The 25124-nt window shown below is 72.2% G+C and carries 21 protein-coding genes; 15 read left to right on the forward strand and 6 right to left on the reverse strand.

The annotated features are described in order from the left end of the window. Nucleotides 1–7: 7 nt before the first annotated feature. Both ACIOJE_RS15605 and ACIOJE_RS15610 read left to right on the forward strand, forming a co-directional pair. Nucleotides 8–559, forward strand: coding sequence for an adenine phosphoribosyltransferase (locus tag ACIOJE_RS15605; protein WP_400776580.1), 552 nt, complete (start codon nt 8–10; stop codon nt 557–559). Nucleotides 560–734: 175 nt separating this feature from the next. Continuing rightward, on the forward strand, nt 735–3167 hold the full coding sequence (locus ACIOJE_RS15610) for a RelA/SpoT family protein (RefSeq protein ID WP_400776583.1): 2433 nt from the start codon (nt 735–737) through the stop codon (nt 3165–3167). A gap of 63 nt (nt 3168–3230) precedes the next feature. Here the strand turns inward: ACIOJE_RS15610 and ACIOJE_RS15615 are convergent, their stop codons facing one another. Together ACIOJE_RS15615 and ACIOJE_RS15620 are read right to left on the reverse strand one after the other, a co-directional pair. Next, nucleotides 3231–4460 carry a DUF349 domain-containing protein gene (locus ACIOJE_RS15615; RefSeq protein WP_280682962.1) on the reverse strand — a complete coding sequence of 410 codons (1230 nt, stop codon included), beginning with the start codon at nt 4458–4460 and terminating at the stop codon, nt 3231–3233. 263 nt (nt 4461–4723) lie between these two features. Then, on the reverse strand, nt 4724–5548 hold the full coding sequence (locus ACIOJE_RS15620; RefSeq protein WP_280682956.1) for a peptidylprolyl isomerase: 825 nt from the start codon (nt 5546–5548) through the stop codon (nt 4724–4726). Nucleotides 5549–5820: 272 nt separating this feature from the next. Between ACIOJE_RS15620 and ACIOJE_RS15625 the strand changes: the two genes are divergently transcribed. From ACIOJE_RS15625 to ACIOJE_RS15640, 4 genes are all read left to right on the forward strand, one after another. Then, the gene (locus ACIOJE_RS15625; RefSeq protein WP_280682954.1) at nt 5821–6528 is read left to right on the forward strand and encodes an MBL fold metallo-hydrolase; all 708 of its coding nucleotides are present in this window, start codon (nt 5821–5823) and stop codon (nt 6526–6528) included. Nucleotides 6529–6539: 11 nt separating this feature from the next. Then, on the forward strand, nt 6540–7802 hold the full coding sequence (hisS, locus tag ACIOJE_RS15630; RefSeq protein ID WP_400776586.1) for a histidine--tRNA ligase: 1263 nt from the start codon (nt 6540–6542) through the stop codon (nt 7800–7802). After that, a complete protein-coding gene (aspS, locus tag ACIOJE_RS15635; RefSeq protein ID WP_280682947.1) occupies nt 7799–9580 on the forward strand; it encodes an aspartate--tRNA ligase in 1782 nt (593 codons plus the stop codon). The genes hisS and aspS overlap by 4 nt, the downstream gene beginning before the upstream one ends. Nucleotides 9581–9672: 92 nt before the next feature. Further along, complete coding sequence (locus ACIOJE_RS15640; RefSeq protein WP_280682945.1) at nt 9673–10182, forward strand: N-acetyltransferase; 510 nt, start codon at nt 9673–9675, stop codon at nt 10180–10182. Between the two features lie 52 nt (nt 10183–10234). On the opposite strand, the gene ACIOJE_RS15645 is transcribed toward ACIOJE_RS15640, so the two are convergent. Next, nucleotides 10235–11152 carry a LysR family transcriptional regulator gene (locus ACIOJE_RS15645; RefSeq protein WP_280682944.1) on the reverse strand — a complete coding sequence of 306 codons (918 nt, stop codon included), beginning with the start codon at nt 11150–11152 and terminating at the stop codon, nt 10235–10237. Nucleotides 11153–11381: 229 nt separating this feature from the next. Here ACIOJE_RS15645 and ppk2 point away from each other — a divergent pair, with 229 nt between their 5' ends. The 3 genes from ppk2 to rpsD all read left to right on the forward strand — a co-directional run bounded on the left by ppk2 (nt 11382) and on the right by rpsD (nt 14587). Then, on the forward strand, nt 11382–12200 hold the full coding sequence (ppk2, locus tag ACIOJE_RS15650; protein WP_280682943.1) for a polyphosphate kinase 2: 819 nt from the start codon (nt 11382–11384) through the stop codon (nt 12198–12200). Nucleotides 12201–12264: 64 nt separating this feature from the next. Further along, nucleotides 12265–13662 (forward strand): replication-associated recombination protein A, encoded by a 1398-nt coding sequence (locus tag ACIOJE_RS15655; protein ID WP_400776591.1) that lies wholly within the window; start codon nt 12265–12267, stop codon nt 13660–13662. A gap of 310 nt (nt 13663–13972) precedes the next feature. Further along, the gene (rpsD, locus tag ACIOJE_RS15660; RefSeq protein WP_218200264.1) at nt 13973–14587 is read left to right on the forward strand and encodes a 30S ribosomal protein S4; all 615 of its coding nucleotides are present in this window, start codon (nt 13973–13975) and stop codon (nt 14585–14587) included. A gap of 88 nt (nt 14588–14675) precedes the next feature. On the opposite strand, the gene ACIOJE_RS15665 is transcribed toward rpsD, so the two are convergent. Beyond that, nucleotides 14676–14996: a tetratricopeptide repeat protein gene (locus tag ACIOJE_RS15665; protein WP_400667079.1), complete on the reverse strand. Its 321-nt coding sequence runs from the start codon at nt 14994–14996 to the stop codon at nt 14676–14678. Between the two features lie 56 nt (nt 14997–15052). Continuing rightward, the gene (locus tag ACIOJE_RS15670) at nt 15053–17281 is read right to left on the reverse strand and encodes an ATP-binding protein (RefSeq protein WP_400776594.1); all 2229 of its coding nucleotides are present in this window, start codon (nt 17279–17281) and stop codon (nt 15053–15055) included. Nucleotides 17282–17511: 230 nt separating this feature from the next. On the opposite strand from ACIOJE_RS15670, the gene ACIOJE_RS15675 reads away from it, so the two are divergent. The 5 genes from ACIOJE_RS15675 (at nt 17512) to mltG (ACIOJE_RS15695) (ending at nt 22998) form a co-directional block, all read left to right on the forward strand. Next, on the forward strand, nt 17512–17991 hold the full coding sequence (locus tag ACIOJE_RS15675) for a DUF948 domain-containing protein (protein WP_280682930.1): 480 nt from the start codon (nt 17512–17514) through the stop codon (nt 17989–17991). 4 nt (nt 17992–17995) lie between these two features. Then, nucleotides 17996–18418: a DUF6167 family protein gene (locus ACIOJE_RS15680; protein WP_280682927.1), complete on the forward strand. Its 423-nt coding sequence runs from the start codon at nt 17996–17998 to the stop codon at nt 18416–18418. Further along, the gene (gene alaS, locus ACIOJE_RS15685; RefSeq protein WP_280682924.1) at nt 18418–21087 is read left to right on the forward strand and encodes an alanine--tRNA ligase; all 2670 of its coding nucleotides are present in this window, start codon (nt 18418–18420) and stop codon (nt 21085–21087) included. Before ACIOJE_RS15680 ends, alaS begins: the two co-directional genes overlap by 1 nt. Continuing rightward, nucleotides 21087–21566 (forward strand): Holliday junction resolvase RuvX, encoded by a 480-nt coding sequence (ruvX, locus tag ACIOJE_RS15690; RefSeq protein WP_280682922.1) that lies wholly within the window; start codon nt 21087–21089, stop codon nt 21564–21566. The genes alaS and ruvX overlap by 1 nt, the downstream gene beginning before the upstream one ends. A 94-nt stretch (nt 21567–21660) precedes the next feature. Next, nucleotides 21661–22998, forward strand: a complete 1338-nt coding sequence (gene mltG / locus ACIOJE_RS15695; RefSeq protein WP_400776598.1) for an endolytic transglycosylase MltG — start codon at nt 21661–21663, stop codon at nt 22996–22998. A 160-nt stretch (nt 22999–23158) separates the two neighbouring features. Here mltG (ACIOJE_RS15695) and ACIOJE_RS15700 read toward each other — a convergent pair whose 3' ends face one another. Then, nucleotides 23159–23692: a hypothetical protein gene (locus tag ACIOJE_RS15700; RefSeq protein ID WP_400776600.1), complete on the reverse strand. Its 534-nt coding sequence runs from the start codon at nt 23690–23692 to the stop codon at nt 23159–23161. Between the two features lie 63 nt (nt 23693–23755). On the opposite strand from ACIOJE_RS15700, the gene mltG (ACIOJE_RS15705) reads away from it, so the two are divergent. Then, nucleotides 23756–25108: an endolytic transglycosylase MltG gene (mltG, locus tag ACIOJE_RS15705; protein WP_280682912.1), complete on the forward strand. Its 1353-nt coding sequence runs from the start codon at nt 23756–23758 to the stop codon at nt 25106–25108. Nucleotides 25109–25124 lie beyond the last annotated feature (16 nt).

Consider the following 25124-nt stretch of genomic DNA (forward strand, 5'->3'; position numbering starts at 1 on the left):
ACAAGCCGTGACCACCGCCGACACCACCCTGGCCGACCTGCTGAACAGCAGGATCCGGGACGTCCCGGACTACCCGAAGCCGGGTGTGCTGTTCAAGGACATCGCGCCGCTGCTCGCCGACGCCGACGCCTTCAGTGCCCTCACCAGGGCACTGGCGGACCGGGCGCAGACGCTCGGGGCGACCAAGGTGGTGGGCCTGGAGGCGCGCGGCTTCGTGCTGGCGGCTCCGGCGGCCTTCGCGGCCGGACTCGGCTTCGTGCCGATCCGCAAGCAGGGCAAGCTCCCCGGCGAGGTGTTCCGGCGCTCGTACGAGCTGGAGTACGGCTCGGCGACGCTGGAGGTGCAGTGCGACGCCTTCGCCCCCGGTGAGCGGGTGCTGGTGGTGGACGACGTGCTGGCCACCGGTGGCACCATAGGCGCCTCGCTGGACCTGGTGAAGGAGGCCGGCGCCGAGCTGGTGGGCGTCGTGGTGCTGATGGAGCTGGGCTTCCTGGACGGCCGGGAGCGGCTGGCCGGGCACCTGAACGGCGCCCCGCTGGAGACGCTGGTCACGGTCTGAGGGACCTGAGCGCAGGGCGGTGGTCGGATCATCCGACCACCGCCCTTCCGTTTCCGGGCCGGGCGGATGAACACCGGGGCGCCCGGCTCGGTACCATGAAGATTCATCCCCTCCCGGTTGCGTCGCACCGTACGGGCCGCGGCAGGGGTCGGCCCCGGTGCCCCGAGGAGAGTCCTTGCCCGACGAGGTTGTGCCCACGGCCGAAGCGGCCGCCCCCGACGACCGTCCCACGCCCTCGGGGGCCACCCCGGCACGCCCGGCGCCGACCTCCTCGCGACCGATCGGCCCCACCGGCCGCGGCTCCTCCTCGGGCGGCATGCGCGCCCGCCTGGCCCGCCTCGGCGGTCAGCGCACCAGCGTGCTCAACCCCGTCCTGGAACCGCTGTTCCGGTCGATCCGGGCGAACGACCCGAAGGCCGACCCGGCGCTGCTGCGGGACATCGAGCGGGCCTACGCCGTCGCCGAGAAGTGGCACCGTGGGCAGAAGCGCAAGAGCGGCGACCCGTACATCACCCACCCGCTGGCGGTGGCCACCATCCTGGCCGAGCTGGGCATGGACGCCCCGACCCTGATGGCCGGGCTGCTGCACGACACCGTCGAGGACACCGACTACGGCCTGGAGACCCTGCGCAAGGACTTCGGCGACTCGGTGGCCCTGCTGGTGGACGGCGTCACCAAGCTCGACCGGGTCAAGTTCGGCGAGGCCGCGCAGGCCGAGACCGTCCGCAAGATGGTCGTCGCGATGGCCAAGGACCCGCGGGTCCTGGTGATCAAGCTGGCCGACCGCCTGCACAACATGCGCACGATGCGCTACCTCAAGCGGGAGAAGCAGGAGAAGAAGGCCCGCGAGACGCTGGAGATCTACGCCCCGCTGGCGCACCGGCTGGGCATGAACACCATCAAGTGGGAGCTGGAGGACCTCGCCTTCGCGATCCTCTACCCCAAGATGTACGACGAGATCGTCCGGCTGGTCGCCGAGCGCGCCCCCAAGCGGGACGAGTACCTGGCGACCGTCATCGACCAGGTCCAGGGCGACCTGCGCGGCGCCCGGATCACCGCCTCCGTCACCGGGCGGCCGAAGCACTACTACTCGGTCTACCAGAAGATGATCGTCCGGGGCCGGGACTTCGCCGAGATCTACGACCTGGTGGGCATCCGGGTCCTGGTCGACACCGTCCGCGACTGCTACGCGGCGCTGGGCACCATCCACGCGCGGTGGAACCCGGTGCCGGGGCGGTTCAAGGACTACATCGCGATGCCCAAGTTCAACATGTACCAGTCGCTGCACACGACGGTGATCGGCCCCGGCGGCAAGCCCGTCGAGCTCCAGATCCGCACCTTCGACATGCACCGCCGGGCCGAGTACGGCATCGCCGCGCACTGGAAGTACAAGCAGCGCGCGGTGGCCGGCGCGTCCAAGGTCCGCACCGACACCCCGACCCAGGTCCGCAAGGACGACAAGGCCGGCGCCGTCAACGAGATGGCCTGGCTGCGGCAGCTGCTGGACTGGCAGAAGGAGACCGCCGACCCGGGCGAGTTCCTGGAGTCGCTCCGCTTCGACCTGGCCAGCAACGAGGTCTTCGTCTTCACGCCCAAGGGCGACGTGATAGCCCTGCCGGCCGGTGCGACCCCGGTCGACTTCGCCTTCGCGGTGCACACCGAGGTCGGCTACCGGACGATAGGGGCCCGGGTCAACGGGCGGCTGGTGCCGCTGGAGTCGACGCTGGAGAACGGCGACACCGTCGAGGTGTTCACCTCCAAGGCGGAGAATGCCGGCCCGTCCCGGGACTGGCTGGGCTTCGTCAAGTCGCCGCGCGCCCGCAACAAGATCCGCGCCTGGTTCTCCAAGGAGCGCCGCGAGGAGGCGATCGAGCACGGCAAGGAGGCGATCGTCCGGGCGATGCGCAAGCAGGGCCTGCCGATCCAGCGGATCCTGACCGGCGACTCGCTGGTCACCCTGGCCCACGAGATGCGCTACCCCGACATCTCCTCGCTCTACGCCGCGATCGGCGAGGGCCACGTCGCCGCGCAGAACATCGTCCAGAAGCTGGTCCAGGCACTCGGCGGCGAGGAGGGCGCCACCGAGGACCTCGCCGAGACCGCGACCCCGACGCACGACAACCGCCGGGCGGTGCGCCGCCGGGCCAAGGGCGATCCGGGCGTGATCGTCAAGGGCGTCGAGGACGTCTGGGTCAAGCTGTCCCGCTGCTGCACCCCGGTGCCGGGCGACCCGATCGTCGGCTTCGTGACCCGCGGCAACGGCGTCTCGGTGCACCGCGCCGACTGCGTCAACGTCGAGTCGCTGAGCCAGCAGCCGGAGCGGATGATCGACGTCGAGTGGGCGGCCACCCAGTCCTCGGTCTTCCTGGTGGCCATCCAGGTCGAGGCGCTGGACCGCTCCCGGCTGCTCTCGGACGTCACCCGGGTGCTCTCGGACCAGCACGTCAACATCCTGTCGGCGGCGGTGCAGACCTCCCGCGACCGGGTCGCGATGAGCCGCTTCACCTTCGAGATGGGCGACCCGAAGCACCTCGGCCACGTGCTCAAGGCCGTGCGCGGCGTCGAGGGCGTGTACGACGTCTACCGCGTGACCTCGGCCCGCAAGTAGCACCGCACGCGAAAGGCCCCCGGGGAGCCCCGGGGGCCTTTCGCGTTCAACGGGCCCGGACGGTCAGCCGCTGAACTCCTCCTGGCTCTTGTGCGCCTGCTCCAGCAGGGTCTGCACGCCGGCCAGCTCGTTCTCCAGCTTGGCGATCCGGCCGGCGTTCCCGGCGGCGCGGGCCTTGGCCAGGTCGGCCTGGATCTTGTCGGCCTTCGCCTGGAACAGGCCGACCATGCCGGCGGCACGGGCCTTGGCCTCCGGGTTGGAGCGCTTCCACTCGGCGTCCTCGGCCTCGCGGATGGCCCGCTCGACCGTGTTCAGCCGGCCGTCCAGCTTCGGACGGGCGTCGCGCGGCACGTGCCCGATCGCCTCCCAGCGCTCGTTGACCTCGCGCAGCGCGGCCTTGGCGGCCTTCAGGTCGGTGATCGGCAGGATCGCCTCGGCCTCGACGGCCAGCGCCTCCTTGAGCTTCTGGTTGGCCACCTGCTCGGCGTCCCGCTCGCTGAACACGGCGGAACGGGCCTGGAAGAAGACGTCCTGCGCGCCGCGGAACCGCGCCCACAGCTCGTCCTCGACGTCCCGCTGGGCCCGGCCGGCGGCCTTCCAGCGCGCCATCAGGTCGCGGTAGCCGGCCGCGGTGTCGCCCCACTCGGTGGACGAGGACAGCGCCTCGGCCTCGGCGACCAGCGCCTCCTTGGTCTGCCGGGCCTGCTCGCGCTCGGCGTCCAGGGTCGCGAAGTGCGCCTTGCGGTGCTTGGAGAAGACCGAGCGGGCGTGCGAGAAGCGGTGCCACAGCTCGTCGTCGCTCTTGCGGTCCAGCCGGGGCAGGCCCTTCCAGGTCTCCACCAGGGCGCGCAGCCGGTCGCCGGCCTCCCGCCACTGGGTGGACTCGGCGAGCTGCTCGGCCTCGGAGACCAGGGCCTCCTTGGCGGTGCGGGTCTCGTCCTGGGCCTTGGCGCGGGCGGCCTTGCGCTCCTCGCGCCGGCTCTCGATCTCGCCGGCGAGCGTGTCCAGCCGCTTGGCCAGGGCGTCCAGGTCGCCGACCGCGTGCCCCTCGGTCACCTGCGCGCGCAGGTGGTCCAGCGCGGCCTGGGCGTCCTTCGCGGCCAGGTCGGTGGTGCGCACCCGCTTCTCCAGCAGGCCGATCTCCACCTCGATGCCCTGGTACTTGCGCTCGAAGTAGGCGAGGGCCTCCTCGGGCGAGCCGGCCTGCCAGGAACCCACGACGCGTTCGCCGTCGGCCGTCCTGACGTAGACCGTGCCCTGCTCGTCGACACGGCCCCACGGGTCGCTGCTCATAGCGCGTCCTCCACATGACGTCGCGCCCGCGCCGGGGCGGCGCGCGTCCGTCGTCCACAGTTGATGTGCGGCGGACCGATGAGTCCGCCGTCCCCGTCCGCCGTGTCTTGCTGCCGAGGGTGACGGCTAGGCGGGTCCGGGCACCCTATACAACGCCAACATAGGCGACCAGCCCCGGTGCTGTCCGCATCCGGGCCGGGCGATTTCGGGCCGGGGCCGCGCGAAGGCGCCGCGGGCGCCTTCGCGGGCGGCCCCGGGATCGGTCAACCCTTCGTGGTGGTCACCGAGTTGAAGGTGACGTCGGCCATCGGGTGGCCGTCCGGGGCGCCCTCCAGGGTGCCCGCGGCGGCGATCTTCTGGACCACGTCCAGGCCGCCGGTGATCTTGCCGAAGGGGGTGTAGCTCGGGGGCAGACCGGTGTCCTTGTAGACCAGGAAGAACTGGCTTCCGTTGGTCCCCGGACCGGAGTTGGCCATCGCCACGGTGCCCGCCGGGTAGGTCGCGCCGGTCAGGTTCTCGTCCGCGAACTTGTAGCCGGGGCCACCGGTGCCGCCCGGGACGGTCGCGCTGGCGGTCGGGTCGCCGCACTGCAGCACGAAGATGCCGTCGGTGGTGAGACGGTGGCACTTGGTGTGATCGAAGTACTTCTCGCCGGACAGGAAGGCGAAGGAGTTCACCGTGTGCGGGGCCTTGGCCGCGTCGAGCGCGATCGTCACCTTGCCGCAGTTGGTCTCCAGCGTCGCGGTGTACGAGGCGCCCGGGTCGACCGACATCGCCGGCTCGGCCTGCCACTGCTTGCCGTTCGGCGCGCCCGGCGCCGGGTCGGCGCAGCCCGCCACCGGCTTGCGGGTCGGGGTGGTCGGCTCGGTGCTCTGGGACGCGGCCTGGGCGGACTTGTCCTTGCCGTCCGAGCTGAACGCACCGGTGCCGACCAGCGCGCCGCCGCCGGCCAGCACCACGACGGCGAGCGAGGCGCCCAGGATCGTGTTGCGGCGCCTGCGCGCGGTCCGCGCCGCGTTCCGGCGCTCCATCTGGCGCTCGTACTTCTCGCGGGCGAGCTGCCGCCGCCGCTGTTCGCTGCTGACCACCGGCCGTGTCTCCTACGGATGTGCTGGAAAAGTGGATGGATACCGAAGCGGATCATCGCATCCATCGGCGGCCAAGTGTAGGGACCGGGCCTGTAAGAACGCGGTGAACCTGCCGGTGCGAACCGCGCCCGCCACCGGCATCTGGTTCGCAACCGGACCCGCACCGCCGGTAGGCTGCCCCTACATCACTGGTAGCCGCACCACCGGCCGGCCGCATCGCCGGCAGTCACACCCCGTAGCCGCCACTGCCGACCGCATCACGAAGGACGCGCGTGTTCATCGCCGGATTCCCCGCTGGAGCCTGGGGTACCAACTGCTACCTGGTCGCTCCGGCGGCGGGCGAGGAGTGCGTCATCGTCGACCCCGGCCACCAGGCGGCGCGCGGCGTCGAGGAGATGGTCCGCGAGCACCGGCTCAAGCCGGTCGCCGTGCTGCTCACGCACGGCCACATCGACCACGTGGCCTCGGTGGTCCCGGTCTGCGGCGCCCGCGGTGTCCCGGCCTGGATCCACCCCGAGGACCGGTACATGATGTCCGACCCGGAGAAGGCCCTCGGCCGCTCGCTGGGCACCCAGCTGATGGGCGAACTCACCGTCGGCGAGCCCGACGACGTGCGCGAGCTCACCGACGGCGGCGTGCTGGAGCTCGCCGGCCTGCAGCTCACCGTGGACCACGCCCCGGGCCATACCGGGGGGTCGGTGACCTTCCGGACGCCCGGTGCCGAGGACCTCCCCCCGGTGCTGTTCTCGGGCGACCTGCTGTTCGCCGGCTCCATCGGGCGTACCGACCTCCCGGGCGGGGACAGCGAGGCGATCATGCGGTCGCTGGCCCGGGTGTGCCTGCCCCTCGACGACACCACCGTGGTCCTCTCCGGCCACGGCGGACAGACCACCATCGGCCGCGAGCGCGCCACCAACCCCTACCTCCGACAGGCAGCGGGGGCGGCCGGCGCCCCGGCTTTCCCGCGACGAGGAATGTGACGGAAGAGAAGTTGAGCACCTTCACCGCCCCCAAGGGCACCTACGATCTGCTGCCCCCCAGCTCCGCGACCTTCCTGGCGATCCGCGAGCGCATCGCCGCGCCCGCCCGCCGGGCCGGGTACGGCTACATCGAGACCCCGGTCTTCGAGGACGTGAAGCTCTTCTCCCGCGGCGTCGGCGAGTCCACCGACATCGTCAGCAAGGAGATGTACAACCTCACCACCCGCGGCGGCGACGAGCTCGCGCTGCGTCCGGAGGGCACCGCCTCGGTGCTGCGCGCCGCCCTCCAGGCCAACCTGCACAAGCAGGGCAACCTGCCGGTGAAGCTCTGGTACTCCGGCTCGTACTACCGCTACGAGCGGGCCCAGAAGGGCCGCTACCGCCAGTTCTCCCAGGTCGGCGCCGAGGCGATCGGGGCCGAGGACCCGGCGCTGGACGCCGAGCTGATCATCCTCGCCGACGACGCCTTCCGCTCGCTCGGCCTGAGCGACTACTCGCTGCTGCTCAACAGCCTCGGCGACAAGCAGTGCCGTCCGGTCTACCGCGCCGCCCTGGTCGAGTTCCTGGCCGGACTGGACCTGGACGAGGACACCCGCCGCCGCGCCGAGATCAACCCGCTGCGCGTCCTGGACGACAAGCGCGAGTCGGTGCAGGCCCAGCTCGTCGAGGCGCCCAGGCTGCGCGACTACCTGTGCGAGGAGTGCAAGGCGTACGACGAGAAGGTGCGCGAGCTGCTCACCGCGAACGGCGTCGCCTTCGTCGACGACCCGAAGCTGGTCCGCGGCCTGGACTACTACACCCGCACCACCTTCGAGTTCGTGCACAACGGCCTCGGCGCCCAGTCCGCGATCGGCGGCGGCGGCCGCTACGACGGCCTGTCCGAGATGATCGGCGGCCCGGCGCTGCCGTCCGTCGGCTGGGCCCTCGGCGTGGACCGCACCTTCCTGGCGATGGAGGCCGAGGACGCCGCCCTCGACCTGCCCGCCGCCACCTCCGTGTACGCCGTCGCGCTCGGCGAGGAGGCCAAGAACGTCCTGTTCGCCAAGGTCGTCGAGCTGCGCCGGGCCGGCGTCGCCACCGACCTGGCCTTCGGCGTCAAGAGCATCAAGAACGCCATGAAGTCCGCCGACCGATCCGGCGCCCGCTTCGCCCTCGTCGCCGGGGAGCGGGACCTCGCCGACGGCGTCGTCCAGCTCAAGGACCTGACCACCGGCGAGCAGAACCCCGTCGCCCTCGACGCGCTCGTCACCACCCTGAAGGAGAAGCAGCTGTGATCCGCACGCACGACGCGGGCACGCTCCGCCCGGAGCACGCAGACACCACCGTCACCCTGGCCGGCTGGGTCGCCCGCCGCCGCGACCACGGCGGTGTCGCCTTCATCGACCTGCGCGACGCCTCCGGCACCGTGCAGATCGTGGTCCGCGACCTGGACTCGGTGCACGGCCTGCGCGCCGAGTACTGCGTCAAGGTCGTCGGCGACGTCCGGGTGCGCCCCGAGGGCAACGAGAACCCCGACATCCCGACCGGTGCGGTCGAGGTCGTCGTCAGCGAGATCGAGGTCCTCTCCGAGGCCGCCCCGCTGCCGTTCCCGGTCGCCGAGTACGAGCCCGGCACGGTCAACGAGGAGGTCCGGCTGCGCTACCGCTACCTGGACCTGCGCCGCGAGGGCCCGGCCAAGGGCCTGCGGCTGCGCTCCAAGGTCAACAACATCATCCGCCGGGTGATGGAGGAGAACGACTACCTCGACATCGAGACGCCGTACCTCACCCGCTCCACCCCCGAGGGCGCCCGCGACTTCCTCGTCCCGGTCCGCCTGCAGCCCGGTCACTGGTACGCGCTGCCGCAGTCGCCCCAGCTGTTCAAGCAGCTGCTGATGGTGGCCGGCATGGAGCGCTACTACCAGATCGCCCGCTGCTTCCGCGACGAGGACTTCCGTGCCGACCGGCAGCCGGAGTTCACCCAGCTCGACATCGAGGCCTCGTTCGTCGACCAGGAGGACATCCTGGCCCTCGGCGAGAAGATCGTCGGCTCGATCTGGCGCGAGGTGCACGGCTACGAGCTCCCCAACCCGCTGCCCCGGATGACCTACGCGGACGCCATGGCCCGCTACGGCTCCGACAAGCCGGACGTCCGCTTCGGCCAGGAACTCACCGACCTCACCGAGTACTTCACGGGCACCGAGTTCCGCGTCTTCCAGGCCCCGTACGTCGGCGCCGTGGTGATGCCCGGCGGCGCCTCGCAGCCCCGCAAGGCGCTCGACGCCTGGCAGGACTGGGCCAAGGCGCGCGGCGCCCGCGGCCTGGCCTACGTCGTCATCGACGCCGAGACCGGCGAGCTGCGCGGCCCGGTCGCCAAGAACCTCTCCGCGGAGCACCTGGCCGGCCTGGCCGCCGCCGCGGGTGCCAAGAACGGCGACGCGATCTTCTTCGCGGCCGGCAAGCAGCGCCCCTCGCAGGAGCTGCTGGGCGCCGCCCGCCTGGAGATCGGCCGCCGCTGCGAGCTGATCGACGAGTCGCAGTGGGCCTTCCTCTGGGTCGTCGACTTCCCGATGTTCGAGCCGATCGAGGACGACAAGGGCGAGTTCCAGGGCTGGCACGCGGTGCACCACCCGTTCACCGCCCCGACCGCCGAGTCGCTGGCCACCTTCGACACCGACCCGGGCTCGGCCCTGTCCAACGCCTACGACCTGGTCCTCAACGGCTCGGAGCTGGGCGGCGGTTCGATCCGTATCCACCAGCGCGAGGTGCAGAAGCGGGCGTTCGACGCGATCGGCCTCTCCGAGGAGGAGGCGGCCTCGCAGTTCGGCTTCCTGCTGGACGCCTTCAACTACGGCCCGCCGCCGCACGGTGGCGTCGCCTTCGGCCTCGACCGGATCGTCACGCTGCTCGGCGGGTACGACACCATCCGCGACGTCATCGCCTTCCCGAAGACGTCCACCGGCGGTGACCCGCTGACCGGCGCCCCGACCCCGATCACCCCGGCGCAGCGCCGGGAGGCCGGCGTGGACGCCAAGCCCAAGGTGCGCGAGGACGCCGCCAAGTCCGAGTCCTGACACCGGATCCGCTAACCTTCAACGGCCCCGGACGGTCCACCCACCGTCCGGGGCCGGTCCACGACGACGTGTGACACAGGGAGGGTTGACTCATGCAGGTGACGACAAGGGTCGAATGTCCGGACGACGCCCCGGCGACCAGACGCGTTCACATGGCCGCGTTCCCCGGCCCGGACGAGGCGGACCTGGTGGACGCGCTGCGCCGCGATCCGGCCTGGCTGCCCGCGCTGTCGCTGGTCGCGGTCGACGAGGCCGGGCTGGTGATCGGGCACGCGCTGCTGACCCGGCTGCGGGTCGGCGAGGACGGCGAGGGCCTCGCGCTCGCGCCGGTCGCCGTCGCGCCCGAGTGGCAGCGCAAGGGCGTCGGCGAACTCGTCGTCCGGGCCGCGCTGTCGGCGGCCGAGGAAGCGGGCGAGCGGCTCGTGGTCGTCCTCGGTGACCCGGACTACTACGGACGGTTCGGCTTCAGCGCGGCCGGGCGGCACGAGGTCAGCGGCCCGTTCGAGGTGCCGGACGCCTACTTCCAGGCGCTGCCGCTGCCCGCGTACGACGGCGCTCCACGCGGGCTCTGCCGCTATCCCGAGCCCTTCGTGGCGGTCTAGTTCCCCCGGTTCGGTTCTCCCGGCCTGGTTCCCCCGGTCCAGGCCGCCCGGTCTACACCGACTCCGCGCCGACCCGACCGAACGGCACCGTGCTCCGGCAGCTGCGCACGAACGCGGCCATCGCCGGCGTGAGTTCACGGTCCTTCGGCCAGTACAGCCCGACCTGGCTCGGGCTGAGCCCCCGCACCGGCCGGTACGCGACGTCATCCCGTACGGCCAGCCGGCTCATCGCCTCCGGTGCGAAGCCGACGCCCTGACCGCACACCACCGCGGCCAGCCACTCGTCGGTGTTGTGCGCCACCGCGCCGATCCGCACCGGACGCCCGCCCCGCTCCCGGGCCGCCAGCCAGTACTCGCGCCAGTGCCCGGCCTCGTGCGGTATGGCCACGAACGGTTCGTCCACCAGGTCCTCGACGCACAGCTCGGCCCGGGCCGCCAGCCGGTGCCCGGCCGGCAGCGCCGCGACCCGCGCCTCCTGGCCGAGCACAGCGACGTTGTAGTGCTCGGACAGCCACGGCGGGCCGTGCCAGAGCGTCAGGTCGATCTCGCCGGTGGCCAGGCCCGAGGTCGGATCGAACCAGTTGTTCTGCCGCAGCTCCACCTGCCAGCCGGGCATCCGCCGGGCGAAGTCGGAGACGGTGCTCCGGGTCATCAGATTGATGATCCCGCCCTCGAATCCCACCCGCAGCACCGAGCCCTGCGCGGCGGCCGCCGCCCGGGTGGCGCGCAGCGCGTCCTCCCAGCCGGCCAGCATCGGCCCGGCGTACTCCGCCAGCGCCCGCCCGGCCGGGGTGGGCGCCATGCCGCGCCGCGAGCGCTCGAACAGCTCCACCCCGAGCAGCGCCTCCAGCTGGCGGATCTGCTTGGTGAGCGTCGGCTGGGAGACGAACAGCCGGGCCGCCGCGGCGGTCAGCTGTCCCTCGTCGCAGACCGCGGCGAAGCTGCGCAGCAGGCGGGTGTCGACATCCATGCCCCAAGGTTATGGAACGGGATATTGGACCCGGTTGGCAGGTGTGGGCCAAGGTTGATCGTTCGGCGTCAGCGCCGAGCCGACGGGGGAGCGTGGCAGCGGCGGTTCAGGGGGCCGCCGCTGCCGCGCCGGGCCGGCCGGCCACCCCCGTCCCCGCTCCGACCTGCGCGACCGGCGCCCAGCGCCTACGGTGAGTGCTCATCAGCATCAGCCGGACGGAGGACCCCAGGTGGCCAAGGAGCAGCGGACCGCGGAGCCGGAGCGACTGGCGAGGAAGCCGTACGAGCGGGAACTGCTGCGGCTCCAGGAGGAACTGGTGAAGCTCCAGGAGTGGGTGCGGGTCGAGGGCGCCCGGCTGGTGGTGGTCTTCGAGGGGCGCGACGCGGCGGGCAAGGGCGGCGCGATCAAGCGGGTGACGGAGTACCTGAATCCGCGCATCGCCCGGGTCGCGGCGCTGCCGACCCCGACCGAGCGGCAGAAGACCCAGTGGTACTTCCAGCGGTACGTCGAGCAGCTGCCCGCCGCCGGGGAGATCGTGCTCTTCGACCGCAGCTGGTACAACCGGGCCGGCGTCGAGCGGGTCATGGGCTTCTGCACGGACGAGGAGTACTGGCAGTTCCTGCACCAGTGCCCGACCTTCGAGCGGATGCTGATCGAGGCGGGCATCCTGCTGCGCAAGTACTGGTTCTCGGTGAGCGACACCGAGCAGGAGCGGCGGTTCCGGGACCGGCTGGAGGACCCGATGAAGCGCTGGAAGCTCTCCCCGATGGACGTCGAGTCGATCACCCGCTGGGAGGACTACTCGCGGGCCAAGGACGAGATGTTCGTCTACACCGACACCCCGGACTCGCCGTGGCACGTGGTGGAGAGCGACGACAAGCGCCGGGCCCGGATCAACATGATCGCCCACCTGCTCTCCACCGTGCCGTACCACGAGATCACCGCCCCGCAGGTCGACCTGCCGCCCCGCCCGGCTCCGCGCGGCTACCAGCGGCCGCCGCGCGACCTGCAGAAGTACGTGCCGGACCACGCGGCCGGGCTCGACTAGGGCCTGTCCGGTGGGCCTGCCCCGGCCGGGCGGGTGTGTCGGCGGCCTCGCATAGGCTTCCGGTGTGGACGAACCGGACCTCTTCACCGCCGCCGCCGAGGAACGCCAGACCAGGGAGCCCGGCCGGGCGCCGCTGGCCGTACGGATGCGCCCGCGCACCCTGGACGAGGTGGCCGGGCAGCGGCAGTTGCTGAAGCCCGGGTCGCCGCTGCGGCGCCTCGTCGGGGGCTCGCGCGGGCCGGCGGCGACCAGCTCGGTGATCCTGTGGGGCCCGCCCGGCACCGGCAAGACCACCCTGGCGCACGTGATCAGCCAGGCCGTGGAGGGCCGCTTCGTCGAGCTGTCCGCGATCACCGCCGGGGTCAAGGAGGTCCGGGCGGTGATCGACGGTGCCCGGCGGGCGGTCGGCATGTCCGGCCGGGAGACGGTGCTGTTCCTGGACGAGATCCACCGCTTCTCCAAGGCCCAGCAGGACTCGCTGCTGCCGGCCGTGGAGAACCGCTGGGTCACCCTGATCGCCGCGACCACCGAGAACCCGTACTTCTCGGTGATCTCCCCGCTGCTGTCCCGCTCGCTGCTGCTCACCCTGGAGTCGCTGACCGACGAGGACATCCGCGCCCTGCTGCGCCGCGCGGTGGCCGACGAGCGCGGCCTGGACGGCGCGCTGGAGCTGACCGCGGAGGCCGAGGACCACTTGGTGCGGCTGGCCGGCGGGGACGCCCGGCGGGCGCTCACCACGCTGGAGGCGGCAGCCGGGGCGGCGCTGGAGAAGGACGAGGCGGCCATCACGCTGGCCACCACGGAGACGGCCGTCAACCAGGCGGCGGTGCGCTACGACAAGGACGGCGACCAGCACTACGACGTGGCGAGCGCGCTGATCAAGTCGATCCGGGGCAGCGACGTGGACGCCACCCTGCACTACCTGGCCCGGATGATCGAGGCGGGGGAGGACCCGCGGTTCATCGCCCGCCGGCTGATGATCTCGGCCAGTGAGGACGTCGGCCTGGCCGACCCGACGGCGCTGCAGACGGCGGTCTCGGCGGCCCAGGCGGTGGCCCTGATCGGCTTCCCGGAGGCGCGGATCATCCTGTCCCAGGCGGCGATCGCGCTGGCCCTGGCGCCCAAGTCCAACGCGGCCTACCTGGCGATCGACGCGGCGCTGGCGGACGTCCGGCAGGGCTTGGCGGGCGCGGTGCCGCCGCACCTGCGGGACGCGCACTACGGCGGTGCGGGCAAGCTCGGCCACGGCCAGGGCTACCGGTACCCGCACGACCTGCCGGAGGGCATCGCGGCGCAGCAGTACGCGCCGGACGCCGTGCACGGCAAGGACTACTACCAGCCGACCCGGCGCGGTGGCGAGGCCCGGTACGCGGACGTCGTGGAGTGGACGCGGGGCCGGCTCAGGGGGGAGCGCCGGAGCGAGCGGAAGCCTGAGCAGGAGCCCGAGCAAAAGGGCGAGTGATCCACCGGTATACTCAGTCGGAGTGCCATGTCCCGGGACGGCGGCGGGGGAGACCCCACCGACCGGCCGCACCAGCGGGGCATCGGCCGTAGGCCCCTTCCGAGGGGCCCGCACCAGGAGCGTCGCGCACCGTTATCGGTGTCGCGGGCGGCCCGGATTCCGGGTCGTCCGTGTGACCAGCACTTTCGTGCCCGGCTCCGGAGAGCGGCTGATTCCACTGCGCAAGCGGCGGGGTTTTCTCCGGGTCGCGACGTGCGACCTCCGTCAACACCTGGTGAAGCCGTATTCGTAAGCAAGGAAGGTTTGGTTCATGGCGAACCAGAAGCGTCCCAAGGTCAAGATCGCGCGTGCGCTCGGCGTGCCGCTGACCCCGAAGTCCGTCAAGTACTTCGAGGCCCGCCCGTACCCGCCCGGCCAGCACGGCCGTGGTCGCAAGCAGAACTCGGACTACAAGGTCCGTCTGCTCGAGAAGCAGCGTCTGCGCGCCCAGTACGACCTGAGCGAGAAGCAGATGGCGCGCGCGTTCGACCGCGCGAAGAAGGCCGAGGGCAAGACCGGTGAGGCGCTCGTCGCCGAGCTGGAGACCCGTCTGGACTCCCTGGTGCTGCGTTCGGGCATTGCCCGCACCATCTACCAGGCCCGCCAGATGGTCGTCCACGGCCACATCGAGGTCAACGGTGGCAAGGTCAACAAGCCGTCGTACCAGATGAAGCCGGGCTACGTGGTGACCGTCCGCGAGCGCAGCAAGGAGAAGGTCCCCTTCCAGGTCGCCCGTGAGGGTGGCTACGCGGGTGAGGGCCAGACCCCGAAGTACCTCGAGGTCAACCTGAAGGCCCTGGCCTTCCGCCTGGACCGTGCGCCGCAGCGCAAGGAGGTCCCGGTGATCTGTGACGAGCAGCTGGTCGTCGAGTACTACTCGCGCTGACCCGCGACGGTTCCGCACCTGCGGTACCTCAGCGAGCCCCCGTCGCCTTTCGAGGCGGCGGGGGCTCGCCGTTTCCGCTGCCCCCGGTCTACCAGTCCTCGCCGGTCATCGCGGCGGCCAGCCGCAGGTGCGGGCGGGCCTCCTCGTGGCGGCTCTGGCGCTCCAGGGTGCGGCCGAGCATCAGCCGGGCGTAGTCCTCGACCGGGTCGATGTCGAGGATCCGGCGCAACTCGGCCTCGGCGCGGTGGAGTTGGGCGGAGTGGTAGTAGCTGCGGGCCAGCAGCAGCCGGACGGAGAGGTTGGCCGGCTCCTCGGCCAGTACGCCCTCCAGCATGCGGGCGGCGTCGGTGTACGCCTTGGACTCGAAGTAGAAGGTCGCGAGGCGGTACTCGTCGGCGGCGGTGTTCACGGCCACGGGGTGCTCCTTCCGGGTGGTTCCTTGCCTCCTCAAGCAATGGACAAGTTTCAACTATTCCGGGCCGGCGAGGGCGCCGGCGCGGGCGGCACCGAGCACGGCCCGGCCCCCGGCTCCGGGCCGTCCGCCGACTCGCCGCCGCCGAGCGCCCGGGAGACCGCGGCGTCCAGGTCGAGCCGGGCCCCCGCCTCGTAGTGCTCCTCGTACTCCTGCTCGGTCAGCCCCGTCCGGGCCCGCTCCGCGCACTCCTGGTGCGGGCCGAAGAAGCACCGCGAGCCCAGGAAGGGCATGCCGACCGTGCGCCAGATCCGGTGTGAGGCGCCCTGCAGCACCCGGGCCTCGCACAGGTCGCCCGGCGCGTCGGGGCCGTTCGGCTCGGTCTCCAGCAGTGCCAGCAGGTCGATCGCCAGCACGATGCCCAGCAGGTCGTGGAACAGGTGGTTCAGCCGCAGGCTCTCCCGGGCCAGCGCGCGGGCCTGCCGGACGGCGCCGTCCAGCCAGTGCGCGTACGCCATCGCGTACAGCACGTACGCGTACGCCCACTGCTCGCCGTGCTCCTCGCACAGCTCGCGGGCCTGGCCGAACCAGAGCTCGCCGCTCTCCAGGTCGCCCTGGAACAGGCAGGCGAGGCCCAGCTCGAACATGGCCATCACGACGTTGCTGTTGAGCTCGCCGATGGTCCGGTAGTGCCAGAGCGCCTCCTCGAAGAGTTCGGCGGCGCGGTCCGGGTCGTCGCCGATCAGGGCCACGCAGCCCTGCCGGTGGACGGCGTAGGCGAGCGCCCGGTCGTCGCCGGTGGTCAGGGCCTGGCGGCGGCACTCCTCCAGCGCCGGGCGGGCCGTCTCCAGGTCGCCCTGCAGGGTGGCCGTGTAGCCGGTCACCCAGAGGGCCTTGGCGCGGGCCTGGGTCGGCTCACGGTCCAGGGCGAGCGCGCGCTCCAGCCAGTGCCGGCCCTCGCCGAGGTGGCCGCAGCCGACCCAGTAGAACCACAGCGTGCCCGCCAGCAGCAGGGCGATCTGCTCCTCGCCGGGCTCGGCCAGGCAGAACTCCAGCGCCGCGCGGAGGTTGGTGTGGGCGAGCCCGGTGCGCTCGGCGGTCTCCGCCTGTCGGGGACCGAACCACTCGACCTCGCCCCAGGTGGCCACGCCCAGGTACCAGTCGCGGTGGCGGTGCAGCAGCCGCCGCTCCTCGCCGGCGGCGCGCAGCCATCGGCCGCCGTACTCGCGCAGGGTGTCGAGCAGCCGGAAGCGGACGCCGAAGGCGCTGTCCTCGCGCAGCACCACGGACTTGCCGACCAGCTCGTCGAGCAGGTCGAGCACGTCCTCGGACTCCAGGCCCTCGCCGGCGCAGACGTACTCGGCGGCCTCCAGGTCGAAACTGCCGGCGAAGATCGACAGGCGGGCCCAGAGTAAACGTTCCTGCACGGTGCAGAGCTCATGGCTCCAACCGATCGTCGTGCGCAGCGTCTGGTGCCGTGGCAGGGCCGTCCGGGAGCCGCCGGTGAGCAGCCGGAACCGGTCGTCCAGCCGCGCGGTGATCTGCTCCACCGACAGCGCCCGCAGCCGCCCGGCCGCCAGTTCCACCGCCAGCGGGATTCCGTCCAGACGGCGGCAGAGCAGGCTCACCGCCTCGGCGTTGGCCTCGGTCACCGCGAAGGACGGCAGCACCGCCCTGGCTCGGTCGGCGAACAGCCGCACCGCGTCCGGCAGCGCGTCGGGCCCTACCGGGCGGTCCGGTAGTGGGCCGGCCGGCAGCGGGGCCAGGGTGAACAGGTGCTCGCCGGTGGCCCGCAGCACGGCGCGGCTGGTGGCCAGCACCCGCAGCCCGGGCAGTGCCCGCAGCAGCGCGTCCGCCAGCTCCGCGCAGGCCTCCACCAGGTGCTCGCAGCCGTCCAGCACCAGCAGCAGGCGCCGACCGGACAGCCGCTCGGTCAGGACGTCCAGCGGCGGGCGGGCGGTGCCGTCGGTCAGCCGCAGTGCCTCCAGCACCGCGTGGCCGAGCAGCAGCGGGTCCTGCACCGGGGCCACCTCCACCAGCCAGGTGCCGTCCGGGAAGGCGCCGGCCGCCCGGGCCGCCGCGCGCAGCGCCAGCCGGCTCTTGCCGACCCCGCCCGGGCCGGTCACCGTCACCAGCCGGGCGGCGGCCAGCAGGCCCGCCAGCTCGGCCAGCTCCCGCCGCCGTCCGACGAAGCACGTCACCTCGGCCGGCAGCCGGCCGGGCTCCGGCTCGCGCGGCCACGCCCCGGGCTCCCCGGGCGGTGTTGTCCAGTCGCCGGCCAACCGCTGCTCCCCGTGTTCCTGGCCCGGACCGACACGGCCCGGACGTGCGTCGGGCCGTACGGGCGACGGCCCGCCTGGCAGAACGAGGTGACCGGCCGGTAGGTTACGCGCGCGGTTCGCACACCCGACCGGATCCACCGGGCGGGCCCGCCGATAACCCGGTCCGGAAACCGGGCGTCGGCGCGATAGGGTTCCGTTTGGAGAACAGCAAGGCGAGGGAGCGCGCAAAGGTGTCCGTGGGAGAGCTGGCCGGGTTGCTCGTCGCCGTGTTCTGGGCGGTCCTGGTCACCCTGCTCGCCGTGGTGCTGGTCCGCCTCTCGCGGGTGCTGAAGGAGGCCACCGTCCTGGTCTCCGCCGTCACCGAGCAGGCCGTCCCGCTGTTGAGCGACGCGGGCGCCGCCGTGCGCAGCGCCAACGAGCAGCTGGAGCGGGTGGACGAGATCACCGCGAACGTGCAGGACGCCGCCGCCAACGCCAACGCGCTGTCCTCCACCGTCGCCGCGACCCTGGGCGGGCCGCTGGTGAAGGTCGCGGCCTTCAGCTACGGCGTCCGCAAGGCCGTCGCCAAGCAGCAGGGCGGCCAGCCGTCCGTGCCGTCGCAGAGCGGCGAGCGCGAGGAGCTGGCCCGGCTGATCCGGGCGGAGGTGCGCGCCGCGACCGCGCCCAGGAACGGCCTGCTCTCCCGGGTCCGGCGCGCGGTGAGGGGCTGACGGCATGGTGCGACGCGTCTTCTGGATGGCGGTCGGTGCCGGTGCCACCGTCTGGGCCATGAACAAGGCCAACGAGGCCGTGCACCGGCTCACCCCGGACAGCCTCTCCGGCACCGCCACGCGCGGTGCGCTGCACCTGGGCGACCTGGCCAAGCAGTTCGCCCAGGACGTGCGGGCGGGCATGACCGAGCGTGAGGAGCAGCTGCGCGACGACCTCGGACTGCACGGCACCGCCGTGGTCGAGCCCCGGCGCCGCCGGGTGGCCAGGGGCGAGCCGCAGTACCGAGCTATCTCGGCGGCGCCCGGCAGCCCGGCCGCCGCCCTGCCTTCGTCCAGCAGTGCCCGCACCACACCCCAAGCCACTGAAGAAACGCCCCGCCGCGCGCTGCCGCAGCGGGGCGGCACCCCGAACCGGAAGGACCAATAATGGAGTCGGCTGAGATCCGCCGCCGCTGGCTGCGCTTCTTCGAGGAGCGCGGCCACACCGTCGTTCCGTCGGCGTCCCTGGTCGCCGACGACCCCACCCTGCTGCTGGTCAACGCCGGCATGGTGCCGTTCAAGCCCTACTTCCTGGGCGAGGTCAAGCCGCAGTTCTCGCGCGCCACCAGCGTCCAGAAGTGCGTGCGCACCCTGGACATCGAGGAGGTCGGGAAGACCACCCGGCACGGCTCCTTCTTCCAGATGTGCGGCAACTTCTCCTTCGGCGACTACTTCAAGGAAGGCGCCATCACGTTCGCGTGGGAGCTGCTCACCAGCTCCGTCGCGGACGGCGGCTACGGCCTGGAGAAGGAGAAGCTCTGGATCACCGTCTACCAGGACGACGACGAGGCCGAGCAGATCTGGCGTGACGTCATCGGCGTCCCCTCCGAGCGCATCCAGCGCCTCGGCATGAAGGACAACTTCTGGTCGATGGGCGTCCCCGGCCCGTGCGGCCCGTGCTCGGAGATCAACTACGACCGCGGCCCCGCGTACGGCGAGGAGGGCGGCCCGGCCGTCAACGGCGAGCGCTACCTGGAGATCTGGAACCTGGTCTTCATGCAGTACGAGCGCGGCCACGGCGACGGCAAGGACGGTTTCGAGATCCTCGGCGACCTGCCGAGCAAGAACATCGACACCGGCCTCGGCCTGGAGCGCCTGGCCGCCATCCTGCAGGGCGTCGACAACCTCTTCGAGATCGACACCAGCCGGATGATCCTCGACCGCGCCGCCGAGCTGACCGGCCACACCTACGGCGCCGACCACAAGTCGGACGTCTCCCTGCGCGTGGTCACCGACCACATCCGCACCGCGCTGATGCTGATCGGCGACGGCGTCACCCCCGGCAACGAGGGCCGCGGCTACGTGCTGCGCCGCATCCTGCGCCGCGCCATCCGCAACATGCGCCTGCTGGGTGCCACCGGTCCGGTCGCCAAGGACCTCACCGACATCGCCATCAAGGCGATGGCCCCGCAGTACCCGGAGCTGGAGAGCGACCGCAAGCGCATCGAGACGGTCGTCGTCGGCGAGGAGGGGGCCTTCCTGCAGACCCTGAAGGCCGGCACCAGCCTGCTGGACGCCGCGGTCACCGAGACCAAGCAGGCCGGCGGCGCGGTGCTCTCCGGTGACCAGGCCTTCAAGCTGCACGACACCTACGGCTTCCCGATCGACCTCACCCTGGAGATGGCCGAGGAGCAGGGCCTCCAGGTGGACGAGGCCGGCTTCCGCCGCCTGATGCAGGAGCAGCGGGACCGCGCCAAGGCGGACGCCAAGGCCAAGAAGATGGGCCACGCCGACGTCGCCGCGTACCGCGAGGTCGCCGACAAGTCCGGCGCGAGCGTCTTCACCGGCTACAGCCTCACCGAGGGCGAGGCCACCGTGGTCGGCCTGCTGGTGGACGGCGTTCCGTCGCCGGCCGCCTCCGAGGGCGACGAGGTCGAGATCATCCTCGACCGCACCCCGTTCTACGCCGAGGGCGGCGGCCAGCTCGCCGACCACGGCCGGATCCGGCTGGAGTCCGGCGCGGTGGTGGAGATCCGCGATGTGCAGCAGCCCGTCCCGGGTGTCATCGTGCATTCCGGCGGGGTGCTGTTCGGCGAGGTCGTGCTCGGCGCCTCGGCGTACGCCACGATCGACGTCGACCGCCGCCGGGCGATCGCCCGCGCCCACTCGGCCACCCACCTGACCCACCAGGCGCTGCGCGACGCGCTCGGCCCGACGGCCGCCCAGGCCGGCTCCGAGAACGCGCCCGGCCGCTTCCGCTTCGACTTCGGCTCGCCCGCCGCCGTCCCGGGCAGCGTGCTGGTCGACGTCGAGCAGAAGATCAACGACGTGCTGGGTCGCGAACTCGACGTCACCGCCGAGGTCATGACGATGGATCAGGCCCGCAAGGCCGGCGCCATCGCGATGTTCGGCGAGAAGTACGGCGACGAGGTCCGGGTCGTCACCATCGGCGACTTCTCCAAGGAGCTGTGCGGTGGCACGCACGTCGGCAACACCGCCCAGCTGGGTCTGGTGAAGCTGCTCGGCGAGTCCTCGATCGGCTCCGGCGTGCGCCGCGTCGAGGCGCTGGTCGGCGTCGACGCGTACAAGTTCCTGGCCCGCGAGCACACCGTGGTCTCCCAGCTGACGGACCTGGTCAAGGGCCGCCCGGAGGAGCTGCCGGAGAAGATCTCGGGCATGCTCGCCAAGCTCAAGGACGCCGAGAAGGAGATCGAGCGCTTCCGCGCCGAGAAGGTGCTGGCCGCCGCGGCGGGCCTGGCCGACTCGGCCGAGGACGTGCACGGCATCTCCGTGGTCGCCGCCCAGGTCGCCGACGGCGTGGGCGCGGACGAGCTGCGCAAGCTGGTGCTGGACGTGCGCGGCCGGCTCGGCTCGCGCCCGGCCGTGGTCGCCGCCTTCACCGTGGCGAACGACCGTCCGCTGACCGTGATCGCCACCAACGAGGACGCCCGCGCCCGCGGCATCAAGGCCGGCGAGCTGGTCCGGGTCGCCGCCAAGACCCTCGGCGGCGGCGGTGGCGGCAAGGACGACGTCGCCCAGGGCGGCGGCTCCAACCCGGCCGCGGTCGGCGAGGCCGTCGCCGCGGTGCGCGGCCTGGTCGCGGAGCGCGCCAGCTGATGGAGCAGGTGGAAAGACCCTTCCGGCGCGGGCGGCGGATCGCCGTCGACGTCGGTGACGCCCGGATCGGGGTCGCGTCCTGCGACCCCGACGGGGTGCTCGCCACCCCCGTGGAGACCGTCCCGGCCGGAGCGAAGTCGCAGGCCAGGATCGCCGCCATCGTCGACGAGTACGAGGCGATGGAGGTGATCGTCGGGCTGCCGCGCTCGTTGAGCGGCAAGGAGGGCCCGGCGGCGGAGAAGGTCCGCGGGTACGCCGCCCGGCTGGCCAACCGGCTCTACCCGGTGCCGGTCCGGCTGGTCGACGAGCGGATGTCGACCGTCACCGCCACCCACGGGCTGCGCGCCTCGGGCGTCAAGGCGAAGAAGGGTCGCTCGGTGGTCGACCAGGCCGCCGCGGTGGTGATCCTGCAGACCGCCCTTGAGTCCGAACGGGTGAGCGGACGCCCGCCCGGTGAGAGCGTCGAGGCGGTCGGCTGACCGGCCTGATCTAACGTCCCGGTGAGGGGTCCGTGCGGACGCGTCCGCACGGACCCTTTTCGTTCGTTCCGGGACCGCCGAGGGGACGCGAGCCATGACCGACCAGGACTTCCACCCGGGGCTCACACCCGGGCACCTGGGTGCGCCGGTGCTGGAGCCGGAGGGTCGCCCGCCGGGCGCGCCCCGTACGCGCTCCGATGCACCGGATCCGCACCGACGGCGTAACGGGCTGGCCTGCGCGCTCACCGCGCTCTCCCTGATCGGGGTGTTCGGCGGGGTGGGCCTCACCGGCTACGCCTGGTGGCAGGAGCAGCGCAAACCCCCGGTCGCCGCCGACTACGCGGGGCAGGGCACCGGCAGCGTCCAGGTCTCGGTGCCGGAGGGGGCGGGGCTGTCCCAGATCGCGTACGCGCTGGTGCGCAACGGGGTGGTCGCCAGTTCGCTCGCCTTCACCCGGGAGGCCAAGGGCAGCGCCGCGGCGGCCGGGCGGATCCAGCCCGGCACGTACACGATGAAGCAGCGGATGTCGGCCGCGGCCGCGCTGGCCGTACTGATCGACCCGGCCAACGCCAACGGCCTGACCATCCCCGAGGGCTGGCGCGGTTACCAGATCTACGCGGCGATCGACCGGAAGCTGGGCCTGCCGGACGGCACCACCCAGCGCACCGCCCAGGAGCAGGGCGCCGAACTGGGCCTGCCGGACTTCACCAAGGGCAGCCCCGAGGGCTACCTGTTCCCCGCGACGTACAGCGTCACCGACGGGACCACCGCGATCGAGCTGCTGAAACAGATGGTGGACCGGGCCGGCAAGGAGTTCAGCCGGGATGACGCGAACGTCGTCGCGCAGAACCTCGGGCAGAGCCTGTACGGGCTGGTGACGGTGGCCAGCATGGTCCAGGGCGAGGCCGACAACACCGAGGACATGGGCCGGGTGGCGCGGGTGATCTACAACCGGCTGGCCAGGGCGATGCCGCTGCAGCTCGACTCCACGATCAACTACGCGCTCGGCCGGTCGACCCTGAACACCACGGTGACCGACACCAGGCTGGACTCCCCGTACAACACCTACCTGCACCCCGGGCTGCCGCCCACGCCGATCTCCAATCCGGGGCGGCAGGCGATCATGGCGGCACTGGACCCGGTGCCGGGGGACTGGCTCTACTTCGTCACCGTGAAACCGGGGGACACCCGCTTCACCGACAGCTTCGAGGTGCAGCAGCGCAACGTCGCGGAGTTCAACGCCAACCGGGCGTCGGCGAAGCCGAGCGACTCGGCCGCGCCGTCGGGGTCGCCCTCCGGGTCGCCGTCGGGCTCGCCGTCGGGGGTGCCCTCGGCGTCGCCTGCGGGTTCCGCCGCCGCGTCGGCGGCGGCCTCCGGGTCGGCCGCCGCCTCCGCTCCGGCGGCGCCGACGGACGGCGCCACCGGTGGGTGAGGTCGGACACCGGTGGCACATCCGCCCTGCCAGGGGCACGACTGCGGTACGGTAACGTCTCCTCCCAGGCGCTGCGCTAGCACGCCGGTTCGAGAATCAGCCGGGACCGCGTCCCGGACGGCCGGTCCGATCCTCCGGCCGTCTTCGTCGGTTAAGGGGATCAATGACCGATCTGGGTCGGGGCTACGGCCCCCAGGGCTCCGAGCCGTGGCACCCCGGTGACCCCGGGTACGGCGGCCAGCAGCCGGTCCCCGGCCAGCAGGACGGCCAGTGGCAGCAGCAGTATCCCCAGCAGGGCCAGCTGGTCCAACAGCCGTACGGGGACGGGCAGCAGCAGGGGTATCCGCAGCAACAGATGCCGCAGCAGATGGCGCAGCAGGGGTACCCACAGGGGTATCAGCAGCAAGGGTTCCCGGGCGAGCAGCAGCAGTATCCGCAGCAGCAGATGCCCCAGCAGATGCCGCAGCAGGGCTACCCGCAGCAGCAGGGGCAGCAGGGGTACCCGCAACAGCAGCAGATGCCGCAGCAGGGGTATCCGCAGCAGCAGATGCCCCAGCAGGTGCCGCAGCAGGGGTACCCGCAGGGGTATCAGGAGCAGGGGTTCCCGGGCGGACAGCCGCAGCCGGGCATGGGGCAGCAGCCGGGGATGTCCCCGCAGCAGCCCGGTGTGCAGCAGCAGCCGGGGATGCCGCAACAGGGCGCGCAGCCCGGGCAGCCGCGGGGCCGGCGGCGGGCGGCGCCGGAGCCGGAGCCGGTCGTGCCCGCGGGCCCCGGCCCGGACGGCATCGACTGGGAGGCCGAGGCCGCCGCGCTGGAGGCCGGCGCCGACCCGGTGGGCGGGCACGGGCCCGAGACCGACGAGTGGGACGGCCACGAGGAGGGCCCTCATGGGGATGGCCGGTACGAGGACGGTCGCCACGAGGACGCCGAGTACCGGGACGAGGACGGCGACCCCGAGCAGGCCGGCTTCCTCGGCGAGGAGGACGACTCCCGCGACGCGAAGAAGAAGCGCAAGGAGAAGGGCAAGAAGTCCGGCCGCCGCAACGGCGGGGCCTGCCTCCTGGTCGCGCTGGTGCTGATCGGCGCGCTGGGCGGCGCCGGCTGGTGGGGCTACGGCTTCTACCAGGACCACTTCGGCCCGGCGCCGGACTTCCAGGGCGAGGGCACCGATTCCGTCCAGGTCGAGGTCAAGTCCGGCGCGGTCGGCGGGCAGATCGGCCTCGCGCTGAAGACCGCCGGCGTGGTCAAGAGCGTCGACGCGTTCAGCAAGGCCTGCAGCGCCGAGCCCAAGTGCACCACCATCCAGCCGGGCTTCTACGCGCTGAAGAAGGAGATGCCGGCCGCGGCCGCGCTCCAGGGCCTCCTCCAACAGGCCGGTGGCGAGGGGCTGGTCATCCCCGAGGGCAAGACCGCCGCCGACATCTACACCATCATCGACGGGAAGCTGAAGCTGTCGCCGGGCACCACGGCGGGCGTCGCCAAGGCCCAGGTCGCCAACCTCGGCCTGCCCGCGTACGCGAACGGCAACATCGAGGGCTTCCTCTGGCCGACGCGTTACAACATCGCCGAGGGCATGAAGCCCGAGGACCTGCTCAAGCAGATGGTGAAGAACGCCACCGACAAGTACGCGAACCTGGACGCCGACGCCTCCAAGGCCGGTCTCAAGACCGCGTACGAGGTGGTCATCGAGGCGAGCATCCTGCAGCGCGAGGGCAACAACACGGACGACTTCGCCAAGATGGCGAGGACCATCCAGAACCGCCTCTCCAGCGACGCGACGCAGCACACCCTCGGCATGGACACCACGCTGCAGTACTCGCTCGGTCGCACGCAGCTCGACAAGAAGGAAATCGACGACGCGTCCAACAAGTACAACACCTACCGAAACCCGGGCCTGCCGCCCACACCGATCTCCAACCCGGGCGACGCGGCGATCAAGGCGGTGCTCAACCCGGCGGACGGCAAGTGGCTGTACTTCATCGCGATGGACCCGACCCATACCCTCTTCGCGGAGACGGACAAGGAGCACGCGGCCAACGTCGAGAAGTACTGCAAGGCGGCCGGCCAGGGCTTCGACAAGGTGCGCGTCCACTGCACCACCGCCAAGTAGCCTGCTCGGGCGAGTC

Source organism: Kitasatospora sp. NPDC087861, from assembly GCF_044742585.1.
In the GTDB taxonomy this organism is placed as follows: domain Bacteria; phylum Actinomycetota; class Actinomycetes; order Streptomycetales; family Streptomycetaceae; genus Kitasatospora.